12 protein-coding genes are annotated in these 14175 nt (G+C 74.3%); 6 read left to right on the top strand and 6 right to left on the bottom strand.

Going from position 1 to position 14175, the window contains the following annotated elements; all coding sequences use genetic code 11:
- Positions 1–17: 17 nt before the first annotated feature.
- The gene (locus IH61_RS0107080) at positions 18–2579 is read right to left on the bottom strand and encodes an SCO7613 C-terminal domain-containing membrane protein (RefSeq protein WP_158844741.1); all 2562 of its coding nucleotides are present in this window, start codon (positions 2577–2579) and stop codon (positions 18–20) included.
- Positions 2580–2697: 118 nt separating this feature from the next.
- On the opposite strand from IH61_RS0107080, the gene IH61_RS0107075 reads away from it, so the two are divergent.
- The 3 genes from IH61_RS0107075 to IH61_RS0107065 all read left to right on the top strand — a co-directional run bounded on the left by IH61_RS0107075 (position 2698) and on the right by IH61_RS0107065 (position 6693).
- Positions 2698–4041: an MFS transporter gene (locus IH61_RS0107075; RefSeq protein WP_078910903.1), complete on the top strand. Its 1344-nt coding sequence runs from the start codon at positions 2698–2700 to the stop codon at positions 4039–4041.
- A gap of 65 nt (positions 4042–4106) precedes the next feature.
- Entirely contained in the window at positions 4107–4952 is an 846-nt protein-coding gene (locus tag IH61_RS0107070; RefSeq protein WP_031066585.1) for an SAM-dependent methyltransferase, read from the top strand.
- Between the two features lie 106 nt (positions 4953–5058).
- A complete protein-coding gene (locus IH61_RS0107065) occupies positions 5059–6693 on the top strand; it encodes a purple acid phosphatase family protein (protein ID WP_031066584.1) in 1635 nt (544 codons plus the stop codon).
- 51 nt (positions 6694–6744) lie between these two features.
- Here IH61_RS0107065 and IH61_RS0107060 read toward each other — a convergent pair whose 3' ends face one another.
- The 5 genes from IH61_RS0107060 to IH61_RS0107040 form a co-directional block, all read right to left on the bottom strand.
- On the bottom strand, positions 6745–8214 hold the full coding sequence (locus tag IH61_RS0107060) for a cytochrome P450 (protein WP_051836443.1): 1470 nt from the start codon (positions 8212–8214) through the stop codon (positions 6745–6747).
- A 30-nt stretch (positions 8215–8244) separates the two neighbouring features.
- A complete protein-coding gene (locus IH61_RS0107055) occupies positions 8245–8862 on the bottom strand; it encodes a GTP-binding protein (protein ID WP_031066580.1) in 618 nt (205 codons plus the stop codon).
- On the bottom strand, positions 8843–9205 hold the full coding sequence (locus IH61_RS0107050; RefSeq protein ID WP_031066579.1) for a DUF742 domain-containing protein: 363 nt from the start codon (positions 9203–9205) through the stop codon (positions 8843–8845). The genes IH61_RS0107055 and IH61_RS0107050 overlap by 20 nt, the downstream gene beginning before the upstream one ends.
- Before the next feature lie 103 nt (positions 9206–9308).
- A complete protein-coding gene (locus IH61_RS0107045) occupies positions 9309–9695 on the bottom strand; it encodes a roadblock/LC7 domain-containing protein (protein WP_199823280.1) in 387 nt (128 codons plus the stop codon).
- A 17-nt stretch (positions 9696–9712) separates the two neighbouring features.
- Complete coding sequence (locus tag IH61_RS0107040; protein WP_031066574.1) at positions 9713–11332, bottom strand: ATP-binding protein; 1620 nt, start codon at positions 11330–11332, stop codon at positions 9713–9715.
- Positions 11333–11855: 523 nt separating this feature from the next.
- On the opposite strand from IH61_RS0107040, the gene IH61_RS0107035 reads away from it, so the two are divergent.
- From IH61_RS0107035 to IH61_RS0107025, 3 genes are read left to right on the top strand one after another with little or no spacing between them, the layout of a single operon-like run.
- Positions 11856–12284: a hypothetical protein gene (locus IH61_RS0107035; protein ID WP_031066572.1), complete on the top strand. Its 429-nt coding sequence runs from the start codon at positions 11856–11858 to the stop codon at positions 12282–12284.
- 12 nt (positions 12285–12296) lie between these two features.
- On the top strand, positions 12297–13484 hold the full coding sequence (locus IH61_RS0107030; protein WP_234327064.1) for a sensor histidine kinase: 1188 nt from the start codon (positions 12297–12299) through the stop codon (positions 13482–13484).
- Positions 13481–14089: a response regulator gene (locus tag IH61_RS0107025; protein WP_031066569.1), complete on the top strand. Its 609-nt coding sequence runs from the start codon at positions 13481–13483 to the stop codon at positions 14087–14089. Before IH61_RS0107030 ends, IH61_RS0107025 begins: the two co-directional genes overlap by 4 nt.
- The last annotated feature ends 86 nt before the right edge of the window (positions 14090–14175 follow it).

The following is a 14175-nucleotide window of genomic DNA, read 5'->3' as shown; positions in this document are numbered from 1 at the left end:
GAGCCGAAAGACACGGCCTAGCCCAGCCGCCGCAGCGCCCCGGTCAGCCGACGGGCCTCGCGCAGCCGCTGCTCGTACGTGGCGCCCAGCGCCAGCAGCAGTGCCCCGGCCACGGCCAGCGGCACCCAGCGGGGGAGCAGGCCCAGCACCTGCACCACCGTGGGGGCGAGTTCGTGCCCCGCCACCAGCACCAGCACCCCGCCGCCCAGCAGCAGCGGGCACTGCAACCGCAGCCGCACCCCCAGCACCGTCACCGCCAGTGCCGCGAGGCCCAGCAGCAGCGGCCGCAGCCAGTGCCCGTCCAGGAACAGCGCCCACAGGCTCGGCAACAGCCCCACGGCCAGCCCGGGCCCGTACACGGCCCAGGAGCCGAGACCTTCCTCGGCGAAGCGCCTGCGCCGCAGGTGGCCGAAGACCAGGGCGGCCACGGCCAGGCTCAGGCTGTACGCCTCGGGCGTGCCCACGTCCAGCCGCGCCAGCCAGATCCAGGAGGCGGCGATCAGCAGCGCGACCCCGGCCACCGGGGCGCTGCGCCGCCGGTCCGCCCGCAGGGCCACGCCGAGGGCGGCGGTCCCGGTCACCGCCAGCTCGAAGGAGAGTCGCCCGGGCACGTCGGCGCTCAGCAGCAGGGCGAGCGCGGCCGTGCCGTAGCCCGCGAACTCCACCGCCGTCGCAACCGCCGGATCCGTACGTCCCGTCAGCCAGGCCGCCACCGGCGCGGTGGCGAGGGCGACGGCGAGCACCGCCAGCAGGTGGTCCGGCCGCTCCAGGCCCGCCGTGACGGCCACCGCCGCCGCCTCCCCGCCCAGCGCGGCCACCGCCAGCACGGCGGTGACGGCCGGCGCCGGACGCCCCCGGACGGTCAGCAGGACGGCGAGCGCCGCCGCCAGGGCGAGCACGACGATCGTGGACGGCCGGTCGGCCAGCGCCCACAGCAGTGCCAGCACGCCCGCGACGAGCGCCCCGGGGGCGAGCGCCGGGCGCCGGTCGAGGAACCAGCCGCCCGCCAGCGCCAGCGCGGTGACGAACCCGACCGCCACCGCGGGCGACAGCCCGAACGCCACCGGCAGCAGCGCCAGCGCCACCGCCGCGACCCCGGAGGCCACGGCCTCCGCCGCAGCCGTCGCGGCCGCCCTCAGCCCGCACACCCGCACCGCCGCCCCGGCCGCCAGCAGCAGCCACAGCGCCGTCAGCGCCGCGCCCGGCGCCGACCGGTCCCCGCGCGGCGGCTGGGTCCCCTCCCAGGTCGCCCGCCAGTGCGCCGCCGGCTCGACCAGCCCGGGCAGCAGCTGCTCCAGCGACACCGCCGAGGTGACGACCAGCACCGCCCCCGCCGCCGTCAGCAGCCCGACGGGGACCACTCGGCCCTCCACGGCGCCCCGCCCCAGCCGGGCGGCGCCCGCCACCGCCAGCAGCACCGCCGGAGCCCCGAAGCCCACCGCGCCCCAGCCGCCGGGCAGCAGCGCCGCGAACGTCCCGCCCCCGGCGGCCACCGCCGCCAGACCCGCCGCCTGCGCGGCGATCCGGCGGCCACCGACACCGAGCCCGGGGTAACCCCGGGGCAGCGAGACCGCCAGGGCCGCCAGCGCCAGCAGCCCCAGCGGCAGCCAGACGCCGAGCGAAGCCCCGACCCGGCTCTCGTACTTGGCCGACGCGAGCCCGAGGCCGGCGTTCAGCGAGACCTGCAACGCGAACGCGGCGGCCATCGCCGCCCACACGAGGCTCATCACCGCGAAGACGTTGACGACCCGCGGCGAGAGCGAGCGAACGGGGCCCTGCCGCAGGAACGCGTAGTCCAGCGCCGCCGTCGCCGCCATCGCCGTCACCGACCCGGTGACGTCACCGAACCCGGCCGCGTGCGCCGCCAGCAGCAGCGGCAGCCGCCCGAGCAGGTAGCCCGCGAACAGCGGCACCCGCATCCGCAGCAGCCACCCGTACGCCGCCGACCCGGCCGACACCACGGCCGTCACGCCCGCCCAGTACCCGGGCGCGCCCGAGCTCCCCAGCCCGAGGTGCTCCAGGCTGAACCCGTCCAGCAGGAGCAGCGCGACACCGATCCCGGCGAAGGTCTCGGCCGTCGCGAAGAGCCCGCGCCGGCGCAGCACCAGCGGCGCGGCCAGCGCGGCGGCGGTGAGGCAGAACAGCACGGCGGCCCGCCCGGCGACACCCATCCGGCCCCAGCTGACCACCGTGAACACCAGCGCCGCGATGCTCACCAGCACACCGCCGAGCACCAGCAGCGCGGTCTGCGCCGAGCGCCCGGACACCTCGCCCGCCGCCCGGGCGACCGGGGAAGCGGGCCACACCGGCGCGGGCGGCGGCGCGTCCGGCGCCCCGCGCAGCGCCCGCAGTTCGGCGAGCAGCTCCTCGCGCAGCCGCAGCAGCGTCACCCGCCGCCTCTCGGTCTCGTGCAGCCCCTTCTCCACCTGCCACAGTCGCGCCGCCACCGGCCCGGTCAACGGCAGCCCGCAGGCCGGGCACCGCCCGGGCGTGCCCGGAGGCAGCGCGGCGGCGCAGTCGGGACATCCGAGCGGATCGGGCGGCTGTCGGTCGGACGACGGGGGAACACTGCTGATCATGCTCCGGAGTCTGACGGGCGGCGCCCGGCCCGCACATGAGTAGTCGTACTCAATTCGAACGCCGAGCACCCACGCCTCGCCGATTCCACCCCGGCCCGCCCGGTGCCATGCTGAGGGCATGACAGACGGAATCGCCGCCAGGACCTCGCCCGACGTGCGGCAGAGCACCGGCCGGCGGCGGGAGTTGGCCGCCGCGACGGTCGGCTCGGTGGTCGAGTCCTTCGACTGGAACATCTACGCCGTCCTCGCCACCTACTTCGCCGCCGACCTCTTCGGCCATGGCAAGAGCGGCCTCAGCGGCATCCTCGCCGCGTACGCGACCTTCGCCGTGGGGTTCGTCGCCCGACCGATCGGCTCGTACCTGATCGGCCGGCTCAGCGACACCCGGGGACGGCGCTTCGCGCTCAGCCTCGGCATGGCCGTCATCGCCGCCGCGAGCCTGGGCCTCGCCGCGCTGCCCGGCCGCGCGACCATCGGCGTCTGGGCGGCCGTCCTGGCCGTCGTCGCCCGCCTGGTGCAGGGACTGGCCTTCGGCGGGGAGGCGCCCAGCGTCGCCGCGTACGTCACCGAGACCGCGCCGCCCCGGCACCGCTTCGCGTTCAGCGCGGTCTCCTACGGCGGGGTGATCATCGGCTCGCTGCTCTCCTTCGGCGTGCTCACCCTGCTGATCCACACGGTGGGCAAGTCCGGCCTCGAGAACGGCGGTTGGCGCTGGGGCTTCGTCGTCGCCGCCCTGCTGGGCCTCGCCGCCGTCTGGGTGCGCCGCACGGCCCCGGAGAGCGAGGAGTTCCACCGCGCCCGGGCCGAGCACGGAGCCGAGCGCCCGCCCTTCCTGCGGATGCTGCGCACCCACCGCTGGGCGGCCCTCACCGTCTTCCTCAACACCCTGGGCGGTACGGTCGGTTACTACTTCGCCCTGGTCTACCTGCCCCAGTACGCCGCCGCCTACGGTGTCATCGGCAAGGAGGCGGCGGCCTCCTTCATGACGGTCGTCCTCGCGGTGGTGCTGGTCACCATGGTGCTCACCGGCGCCGCCGCCGACCGCTTCGGCCTGCTGACCGTCGCCCGGATCGGCTACGCCCTGCCGATCCCGCTGGTCTCCGTCCTCCTGTACGGGCTGCGCGGCGGCTGGCTGCCCTTCCAACTCGTCGCCGTGGTGCTGGGGATGCTCGTCGCGACGGTGCTCGGCACCCTCAACGTCTTCACGGGCCTGCTCTTCCCGACCGAGGTCCGGGCCGTGGGCCTGGGCGTGGTCAACGCCGCCACCATCGCCGCCTTCGGCGGCACCTTCCCGCTGCTCGCCGAGTGGCTGGGCCACCACAACGGCCTGGGACTGATCCCCGGGTACGTGACGCTGTGCACGGCGGGCCCCCTGGTGGGACTCTTCACGGCGATGCGGGTACCCTCCTTCGTGACCGCGATCCGGGAGGCGGACGAACACTGCCGTCAGCGGACACCGTGAACCGCCTGACGGACGATCACCCCCTGTGATTCAGTGGTCTGGACAAGCCGACGGGGAGGGCTTCCATGACCGAGCAGACACCGGACACCTGGCTCACCGATGCCGGATTCGAGCCGCCGCCGCAGGCCGACCTGCGCACCGACCGGGCGCACCCCGCCCGGATCTACGACTACCTGCTCGGCGGGAAGACCAACTTCCCGGCGGACCGCGAGGTCGGCGACCGCGTCCTCGCGGACTGGCCCGGCGCTCGGGCCGCCGCCACCTCCGCCCGCGCGGTGATGCACCGCATGGTGCACCGCCTCGCCGAGACGCACGGCGTGCGCCAGTTCCTGGACGTCGGCACCGGCATCCCGACCACGCCCAACCTGCACGAGGTCGTCCAGCGCGTCGACCCCGTCGGCCGGGTGGTGTACGTCGACAACGACCCGATCGTCCTCGCCCACTCGCGCGCCCTGCTCACCAGCACCCCCGAGGGCCGCACCGCCTACGTCGAGGGCGACCTGCGCGACCCGGGCAAGTTCCTCAACGACCCGGCCGTCGCCGGCACCCTGGACTTCTCCCAGCCCATCGCGCTGACGCTGATCAACATCGTGCACTTCCTCTCCGACGAGGCCGCGCACCCGCCCGTCCGCGAGATCCTGGACGCCCTGCCCTCCGGCAGCTTCCTCGCCCTCACCGCCGGCACCTCCGACGTGACCTCCGAGCGCATCCGCCAGGGCTCGCGCCGCTACGCCGAGGCGGGCGTCGAGGTCCACGCCCGCTCCCGCGCCGAGTTCGAGCGGTTCTTCGAGGGCCTCGAACTCGACGACCCCGGCGTGGTGCTGATCAACCACTGGCACCCGGAACTGGGCGAGGGCCCCACGCCCGGCGAGGAGACCCCGGCGTACGGCGCCGTCGGGCGCAAGCCGTAAATCCTTGGCAGCTTGCTGACATCGAGTCGCCTGCGCCGAGCCTCCGCATGCGCACGTCATCTACAGTGCTCCGGGTCGAAACCCCCACTCGGCAGGCGGAGTTGTCATGACGATCGCACGCAGGTCCATCCTCAAGAGCACCTCGGCGGCCGGAGCCGCGCTGGTGGCGGGCACCTCGGCCGCCCAGCCGGCCTCGGCCGAGGGCGACGATGGGGGCGGGGGCGACGCCCCGGCGAGCCCGCTGCTCCGGACCACCCCGCACCGGACCGGCACCCCCAGCGTCACGGGCCTGCACCTGCAGTTCGGCACCGACGCCTCGAGCGAGATGACCGTCTCCTGGATCACCCCGGTCTCCGTCCGCCGCCCCCACGTTCGGCTCGGCGCGCCGGACGGCGGCCTCGGCCGGATCGTCGAGGCCGGGACCCGGACCTACCGCGACGACCTGGACAAGGTCGAGGTGTACGTCCACCACGCCCGGCTCACGGGCCTGCGCCCCGACGCCACCTACCTCTACAGCGCCGGCCACGACGGCGCCAACCACGAGACCGGCAGCTTCACCACCGCCCCGCGCGGACGCATGCCCTTCACCTTCACCAGCTTCGGCGACCAGGGCGCCCCCAACCTCCGGCGCCTGGTCGTCTTCCCGGACGGGATGCCCTCACCGCTCGGCAAGTACCCCGTCTACATGAGCAGCCAGGTCGGCACCCCGCACGCCGCCGACATCGTCGCCGCCGTCGAACGCGTCGGCCCGCTGTTCAACCTCGTCAACGGCGACCTCTGCTACGCCTCCTACAGCGGCCGCCACGGCCAGAGCCGCACCGCCACCTGGGCCGACTGGTTCATCAACAACAGCCGCTCCACCCGGCTGCGCCCCTGGATGCCCTGCGCCGGCAACCACGAGAACGAGCTCGGCAACGGCCCGATCGGCGCCCTCGGCTACCAGACCTACTTCACCCTCCCCGGCTCGTCCGCCGACCGCGACGAGGAGACCCGGGGCATGTGGTACGCCTTCACGGTCGGCTCGGTGCGCTTCATCAGCCTCGCCAACGACGACGAGACCATCCAGATGTCCAGCGAGAGGTACATCCGCGGCTACTCAGGTGGCGCCCAACGGCGCTGGCTGGAGCGCGAGTTGCGGGCGGCGCGGGGAGACCGGGGGATCGACTGGATCGTGGTCTGCATGCACCACCCGATGATCTCCACCTCGATGCACGGCGCGGGCAGCGACCTGGGCCTGCGCGAGGCGTGGGGCCCGCTGTTCGACTCCTACGGGGCCGACCTGGTGGTCTGCGGCCACGAGCACTACTACGAGCGCTCCCACCCCGTACGCGGCACCCTGCCCAACGACACCCGCACCCCGGTGCCCACCGGCACCGACCCGAACCTGGCCGACACCGGGCGCGGCACCGTCCACATGGTCATCGGCGCCGGCGGCAACGCCGCGACCACCCAGGACGACCTGTTCCAGACGCCCAAGAGCCGGGTGGTCGTCGGCCTGGAGGACAAGCCGGCCCCGGGCGTGCCCTACCGCGAGTCGATCTGGGTCACCGAGGACGCGCCCTGGGCCGCCGTCCAGGACCGGAAGAACACCCACGGCTTCGCCGCCTTCGAGGTCGACCCCGGCGACCGGCGCGGCGGCACCACCACGATGCGGGTCACCTACTACACCTTCGACGGCCCGCACGGGGACCTCACCCCGGTGGACACCTTCACCCTGCAGCGGCGGCGGACCGACGGGTGACAGACGGCCGGGGCCGGTGTTCCGGCCCCGGCTACGCGCCCCTGCCGGGGCTCAGCGCCCGCGCAGGAACCCGGTGAGCACGTCCCACCAGCTGCGGCGGGGCGCCGGGACGAAGGCGACCGGCTCGGCGACGGGCGCCGCCTCCGGTACCGGCGCCGGCTCGGCGGGCGCTTCCTCGGCGGCAGGCACCTCGCGGGTCCGCACGGTTCGCTCCGCCACCGTGTCCGGGTCGTCCTCGACCTCGCACGGGGTGAACTCGACCGGCAGCGCCGTCAGATGGCGCGAGATCCAGGCCGAGGACCAGACGAGGTCCTCCTCCGGCACGGCCAGGCGCAGGTCCGGCAGCAGGGTGAGCAGGATGTCGATCCCCGCCTCGGCGACGTGCCGCCCCACGTCCTGCCCCGGGCACTCGTGCGGGCCCGCGCCGAAGGACAGGTGCGAGCGGTTGCCGTAGAGCGGCGCGGCCAGGTCGGGGCGGACGACCGGGTCGACGTTCCCGGCGGCCAGGCCGAGCAGGAGCAGGTCGCCCTCGCGGATCTGCTGCCCGCCCAGCTCGGTGTCGGCCGTCGCCCAGCGGCCCGCGACCAGGGACATCGGCGGGGAGTCCCACAGCACCTGGTCGAGCGCCTCGCCGAGGGTCATCTGACCGCCCGACAGGTGGGCGCGGAAGCGCGGGTCGGTGAGCACCATCTTGAGCGAGTCGGCGATGAGGTTGATGGTGGTCTCGTTGGCGGCGAGCAGCACCACCCGCAGGTGCTCCATCACCTCGTCCTCGGTCAGCCCGGCCGGGTGGGCCAGCAGGCGGCTGGTGAGGTCGTCGCCCGGGTCGGTGCGCTTGAGGGCGATGGTGCGGCGCAGACTGGCGACCACGTACTCGTTGCTGGCGATCGCCGTCTCGGTGCCCTTCATCAAGTCGCGGGCAGCGCTGACGAGTTGGGGGCCGTCGTCGACGGGCATGCCGATCAGCCTGGTCATCACCAGCATCGGCAGGTGCTCGGCGAACTGGGTGATCAGCTCGGCGCGGCCCGTCCCGCAGACCACCTGGACGAGCTCGGTGGTGTAGCGCCGCACGTGCCGGCGGATGCCGCGCCGGTCGAAGCCGTTCAGGCCGTCCAGCAGGGCGTCGCGCAGCCGGCGGTGCTCCTCGCCGTCCGCGAACACGCAGATCGGCTGCCAGGCGACGACCGGCATCAGCGGGGAGTCCACCGGGATCTCGCCGTTGCGGAACGCCGTCCAGCGCCGGGAGTCGCGGGAGAACAGCGAGGGGGTGCGCATGGCGGTGATGTTGGCGGCGTGGCCGAGGATCAGCCAGGCCCGGTGGTCGCCGTGCAGCAGCACGGGGGCGACGTCGCCGTACTCGGCGCGCAGCTTCTCGTACAGGCCCGCCGGGTCGGTCTCGGCCTCCGGGCCGTACAGGCGGCGCAGGCCGCCGGGGCCGATCGGGTCGACGGCGGGGCGCCCGTGGGCCGGGCAGCCGGGCGGCGGGGTGAGGGCGGCGTCGTCGCGGTACGGGGTGGTCACAAGGTCTCCGAAGAAGGGGAGTGGGGAGGCTCAGCGCGGAGCCGGTACGGCGAGGTCGTACAGGTAGCGCATCAGGGTCATCAGCGTGTCCCGGCTGGACTCGCGGCTGCGGGCGTCGCAGTCGACGATCGGCACCTCGGGCGGCAGGTCGAGCGCCTGGCGGAGCTCGTCGACGGCGAAGTCGGGAGCCTCGGGGAAGCCGTTGACGGCGACGACGAACGGCACGCCCCGGTCCTCGAGCCGCCCGATCACCTCGAAGCTGACCTCCAGCCGGCGGGTGTCGACCAGCACGACGGCGCCGAGCGCGCCCTCGAAGAGGCCGTTCCACAGGAACCAGAAGCGCTCCTGCCCGGGGGTGCCGAACACGTACAGCACCAGGCGGTCGTCGATGCTGATGCGGCCGAAGTCCATGGCCACGGTGGTGGCGGTCTTCTGCTCGACGCCGGTCGGGTCGTCGACCCCGATGCCGGCCTGGGTCATCGTCTCCTCGGTGGTCAGCGGGCGGATCTCGCTGACCGAGCCGACGAGGGTGGTCTTGCCGACGCCGAAGCCGCCGACGATCACCACCTTGACGGCCATGGTCATCGAGTCCGGCAGCAGGTCCTCCCGGGCCGGGCCCGTCACGGTGTCAGAGCCGCTGTAGTCCATGGATCACCGCCTCCAGGAGGGCACGGTCGGGGAGCTCGGCCCGGGGGACGGCGGATCGGGCCTCGATCCGGCCGTCGTCGAGCAGGTCGGCCATCAGCACGATGACCACGCTGGTGGGCAGCTCCAGGTAGGCGGAGACCTCCGCCACCGAGAGCGGGGAGCGGCACAGCCGCAGGATGGCCGCGTGCTCGGGCTGCATGGTGGGCGTCGGCTCCGTGAGGGAGACGATCAGGGTGACCAGGTCGAAGACGCCCGGCCCGGACGGGCCGCTGCGGCCGCGCGTGATCACGTAGAGGCGATCCGGGCTGGGACCGTCCCAGTCGCCCTGGTCCGCTGCCGTCATGTGCTCGCCTCACTGTGCTGGTTCACCCGGCGCCGTTTCACCCGGTGCTGGTTCACCCGGTGCTGGTTCCTCCGGCCGCGCCGGTTCGCGCGACCGTGCCGGTTCACGCGACCGCTTCGGGATTGCGCGGAGGGGCGGCCAGGTGCTCGCCGATCCGCGCCACCAGGTCGCGCATCTGGTGGCTGACGAGGCCCGCGTCCACGCCCTCGTCGGCCAGCACCGCGAGGTAGGCGCGGTCGCCGGCCGACATCAGGTAGAAGTAGCCGCCGTCCACCTCGATCACCACCAGCCGCATCGCGCCGTTCCCGTGCGGGAACTGCTGCCCGACCGCGGCGGCCAGGCTCTGCAGCCCCGCGCAGGCGGCGGCCAGCCGGTCCGCGGTGTCCGGGTCCGCGCCGTACTGGGCGATCCGCAGGCCGTCCGAGGACAGCACGATGATGTGCCGTACGTACGGGACGCTGTGCGCGAGATCGTTGAGAATCCAGTCCATGTTGTTGCGGTGAGGAATCACTGCTCGCCTTTCCCTGCCGTCTCTTCACTGGTCTGACCGGAGGAACCGGCGGACGGGCCGGTGCCCTTGTAGCCGTCCATGAACGCCTCCAGCCACAGGCCGGGCTCCTTCTGGGGGCGCGGAGCCGGCGCGGCGGCGCCGCCCGCGGCGGGCCCGGCGGTCGGGCCGGAGGGCTGGGCGGTGCCGCGCGCGGGGGTGGCGTACCCGCCCCTGGCCGTCGGCCGGTGGCGACGGCGCTGCGGCAGGCCGTTGGGGGTGCGCTCGGTGACCACGTACTCGTCGTCACCCCCGGAGGAGGCGGCGGACGCGGCGACGGCGCCGGGGGGCGGCCCCCACGGGCTGCCGGAACCGTAGGAGGGGCCGACACCGGCCGAGGCGCGCGATCCCCAGGCGGGGGCCGCGTGGCGCGGCGGCTCCGGGGGCAGCGGGCGCGGGCCGGAGACGGCGCCGATGCCGTGCGCCCGGCCGGTCGGGGGAGCGGTGGTGAACATGGCCTGCGGCACGATCAGCACCGCGCGCACGCCGCCGTACGCGGAGCGGCGCAGCGACAGGTGGTAGCCGTAGGCGCGGCAGAGCCGGCCGAGGATGGCGAAGCCCAGGCGGGGGGACTCGGTGAGGTCGTCGAAGTCCTTGGAGACCATGCCGTCGCGGATCGCCCGCTCGGCGCGGCTGCGGGCCTCGTCGGTCAGGCCGAGGCCCCCGTCCTCGACCTCGATGGCGATGCCGCTCTGCACCTCGGAGGCGCTCAGGTGCACGTGGGTCTGCGGCGGGGAGTAGCGGGTGGCGTTGTCGAGGAGCTCGGCGACGGCGTGGATCAGCGGCTCGACGGCCGGGCCGCTGACCGACAGCTGCGGCACGGGGTGCAGGTCGACGCGCTGGTACTCGAGGATGCGGGACATGCCGCCGCGCAGCACCGAGTACAGCGCGATGGGCCTGGTCCACTGGCGGCCGGGGCGGGCGCCGGAGAGGACGGCGATGGAGTCGGCCAGGCGGCCGGTCAGTGCGTTGCCGTGGTCCAGGCGGAGCAGGTCGTCGAAGACGGCCGGGTCGTTGCCGTGCCGGTCCTCCATCTCGCGCAGGTCCTTGGCCTGGCGGTGGATGATCGCCTGCACACGGCGGGCGATGTTGACGAAGGCGCGCTCGGCGGAGTCGCGGCGGCTGACCTCGTCGTCCACGGCGACGCAGACGCTCTTGGCGACGGTCCGCAGCGCCTTGCGGAACGCGGGGGAGGCGGCCGAGGGGCTGTCGTAGGGGCCCATCAGCTCGTCCGACTGCGTGCCGTTGCGGGTGGCGGCGACGAGCAGCGGCATGCCGTGCTCGGCCATCCGGACGACGGCCCGCTCCTGGGCGGCCGCCTGTTGCTTCAACTCGTCTATCTGGCGCGCGTGTTGGTCGCGCAGGGCGGCGAGGGCGGTACCCCGGCGGGCGGACTCGGCGGCCACCACGGCGACCAGGACGGTGCCTGTCGCCCCGCACCAGAGCACCGCGGCCCGGGCCCCGACGTCCACCAGCGCTGCGGCGACCCCCGCTGCCGCCGCCATGACGACGGTGGGCAGCAGCCAGCCGAACAGGGGCGCGGGGCGCCGTCTGGTGGAAGACGATCCAGCTCGATGCATGCGGGGAATCCTCAACTGATCGGGAGCGGTACGGGACGGGGCGTCGACCGGCTCCGCAGGCGTGCGCCGCAGCATAGCCAAGTTCCGGACAATCCTGACCGAATCTCAAAAATACTGCGCGACAACCGACTTGTGGCAACACGACCCGACATGTCGGGTCGTTCGCACATCTGTACCGGGAGGCCGGTCCTGGCCCCGCCCCCAAGGCTTCTCGCCCCGGCGCGCGGGCACAGGGAAGTAGCGCCTGATTCGCTCGTGCGAAGGGTTTCTCGGCCAATTCCGCGTGAGCGCGGGCGGGTTCGTGCTAGGGGCGCGTGACTCTGGCATGTGCGCTCGCCCGTCCGAGTGAGTCCGCGTGAGTCCGCGTGAGTCCGCGTGAGTCCGGGGGTGATGGTCGGGCGCGGTGGTCGGGGTCGGTGGTCGGGGTCGGTGGGAGCCCCGCGGAGGAGCTGACAATTGTCATGCCGCACCGGTGCGCGAGCACACTGCCCCCGGCACGGGCCCCGCGAGCAGCATGGATGCCATGACCACCACCGAACTTCACCACCCGGAGCTGAGCCCCTCCGACACCCGCCGGGCCTTCCGCACCGTCCGGGGCCTCCTGCTCGCGTACGCGGGCCTCAGCGCCGCCACCCTCGCCGTCGCCTTCCTCCTGCGCGACCACACCGACCTGGTCACCCCCTCGGTCTGGGTGCGCGGCACCATCGTCACCGCCGGCGCGGTCGTCACCGTGCTGATCGCCGGCCGGGTCGCCCGAGGCTCCCGCAGCGCCTTCCAGCGGCTGCGGATCATCTCCGGCGCGATGCTCGCCGCCACCGTGGTGATCATCGCCCTGCCCGGCACCTTCCCGGCCTGGTTCAAGGCGGAGCAGGGCCTCTGCGGCCTCGCGCTGCTGGGGGTGGCGGCGGTGCTCAACGGCCGCCACCTGCGTACGCTGTTCGCCAGGCTCTGACGAGGGGGACGGGTGAGCCCGCACGACCGTACGACCGACAGCACCACCGACAGCACGACCGAGAGCACCACGGGCGGCATGACCGGCAGCACCACCGGCTCCGCCCTCCGGCGGGGCCGGGCCCGCGCCCGCGCCGGCTTCCCGCGACGCATGCTCCTCGGAGCCGGGATGCTCATCTACCCGGCCATCGCCGCCGCGGCCGTCGGCACCACCGTCCACGGCCGCGCGGCGGCGGCCGGCTACGCCGTCGTCGGCGCGTTCACCGTCTGCATGGTGTGCGCGGCCGTCGCCCTCGCCCGGAACTCGCTCCGCTGGCTGACGGCCACGCTCGCCGTGATGACCGCGCTGTTCCTCGCCGCGCTGCCCTACACCCACGAGAACGCCTTCTACCTCGCCACCGTCGTCGTCTCCTTCGTCGCCGTGCTCCGCGTACGGCACGTCGGCCCCCTCGTCGTCGGCGCCACGCTCGCAGCCCTGCTCGTGCCCTGGGCGGTACGCCCCTGGCAGACCGGCCCCGCCGGCTTCCAGGCGCTCGCCCTCCTCTTCACCGCGCTCACCTGCGGCGGCTTCGCCGAACTCGCCGCCACCAACACCGCCCTCGTCGACGCCCGCGCCGAGGTCGAACGGCTCGCCTCCGAAGCCGAGCGCAACCGGATCGCCCGCGACCTGCACGACCTGCTCGGCCACTCCCTCACCGCGATCACCGTCAAGGCCCGCCTCGCCCAGCGCCTCGCCCCCAAGGACCTGCCCAACGCCGTCGCCGAGATGGAGGCCGTCGAGACGCTCTCCCGCCAGGCCCTCGCCGACGTCCGCGCCGCCGTCACCGGCTACCGCGAGGTCACCGTCGCCGGGGAGATCGCCCGCGCCCGCGAACTGCTGCGCGCCGCCGGCATCGTCGCCGACCTGCCCACCGCCACCGACGCCGTCGCCCCCGGGCAGCGCGAACTCCTCGGCTGGGTCGTACGCGAGGGCATCACCAACGTCGTCCGCCACGCCCGGGCCACCCGCTGCACCGTCACCCTCACCGCCACCTCCGCGGAGATCTGCGACGACGGCCGCGGCGGCGAGGGCACCGCTGCCGGTGGCGGACTGACGGGCCTGCGTGAACGCGTCGCCGCCGCCGGCGGTACGGTCGAGGCCGGTCCGCTCACCCCTCGCGGCTGGCGACTGCTGGTCACTCTCCCGGAAGGCACACGATGACGATCCGGCTGCTGCTCGCCGAGGACCAGGAGTTGGTGCGCACCGCGCTGCGCACCCTGCTCGACCTGGAGGACGACTTCGAGGTCGTCTCCGCCGTCGGCCGCGGCGACCAGGTCGCCGAAGCCGCCCGCGAGCACGCACCGGACGTCGCCCTCCTCGACATCGAGATGCCCGGACTCGACGGCCTCGCCGCGGCCGCCGTCCTCGCCCAGCAGGCCCCCGACTGCCGCGTCGTCATCCTCACGACCTTCGGCCGCGTCGGCTACCTGCGCCGCGCCATGGAGGCCGGCGCCGTCGGCTTCGTCGTCAAGGACGCCCCCGCCGAAGTCCTCGCCGACGCCATCCGCCGCGTCGCCGCCGGCGAACGCGTCGTCGACCCCGACCTCGCCGCCGCCACCCTCGCCGCCGGCACCTCCCCCCTCACCGCCCGCGAACGCGACGTCCTCAACGCCTCCCGCTCCGGCGCCGGCGTCGCCGAGATCGCCGCCAAGCTCTACCTCTCCGAAGGAACCGTCCGCAACTACTTCTCCGCCGCCATCGCCAAGACCGGCACCCGCAACCGCACCGAGGCGCTGCGCCTCGCCGACGACCGGGGCTGGCTCTGAGCTGTGACCGACCTCACGCGCCCGCGCTGAAACCGCGTCAGCCTGCACAGCCATCCCACTGTTCGCACCATTGGAGTACGAACAGC

This window comes from Streptomyces sp. NRRL WC-3742 (assembly GCF_000720635.1).
In the GTDB taxonomy this organism is placed as follows: Bacteria; Actinomycetota; Actinomycetes; order Streptomycetales; family Streptomycetaceae; genus Kitasatospora.
This window is presented reverse-complemented; position numbering and strand designations above follow the sequence as displayed.

Bases quoted from the DNA above. Each gene is read 5' to 3' on its own strand.
- IH61_RS0107080 (WP_158844741.1), bottom strand. From the start codon at position 2,579: ATGATCAGCAGTGTTCCCCCGTCGTCCGACCGACAGCCGCCCGATCCG.
- IH61_RS0107075 (WP_078910903.1), top strand. From the start codon at position 2,698: ATGACAGACGGAATCGCCGCCAGGACCTCGCCCGACGTGCGGCAGAGC.
- IH61_RS0107070 (WP_031066585.1), top strand. From the start codon at position 4,107: ATGACCGAGCAGACACCGGACACCTGGCTCACCGATGCCGGATTCGAG.
- IH61_RS0107065 (WP_031066584.1), top strand. From the start codon at position 5,059: ATGACGATCGCACGCAGGTCCATCCTCAAGAGCACCTCGGCGGCCGGA.
- IH61_RS0107055 (WP_031066580.1), bottom strand. From the start codon at position 8,862: ATGGACTACAGCGGCTCTGACACCGTGACGGGCCCGGCCCGGGAGGAC.
- IH61_RS0107050 (WP_031066579.1), bottom strand. From the start codon at position 9,205: ATGACGGCAGCGGACCAGGGCGACTGGGACGGTCCCAGCCCGGATCGC.
- IH61_RS0107045 (WP_199823280.1), bottom strand. From the start codon at position 9,695: ATGGACTGGATTCTCAACGATCTCGCGCACAGCGTCCCGTACGTACGG.
- IH61_RS0107040 (WP_031066574.1), bottom strand. From the start codon at position 11,332: ATGCATCGAGCTGGATCGTCTTCCACCAGACGGCGCCCCGCGCCCCTG.
- IH61_RS0107035 (WP_031066572.1), top strand. From the start codon at position 11,856: ATGACCACCACCGAACTTCACCACCCGGAGCTGAGCCCCTCCGACACC.
- IH61_RS0107025 (WP_031066569.1), top strand. From the start codon at position 13,481: ATGACGATCCGGCTGCTGCTCGCCGAGGACCAGGAGTTGGTGCGCACC.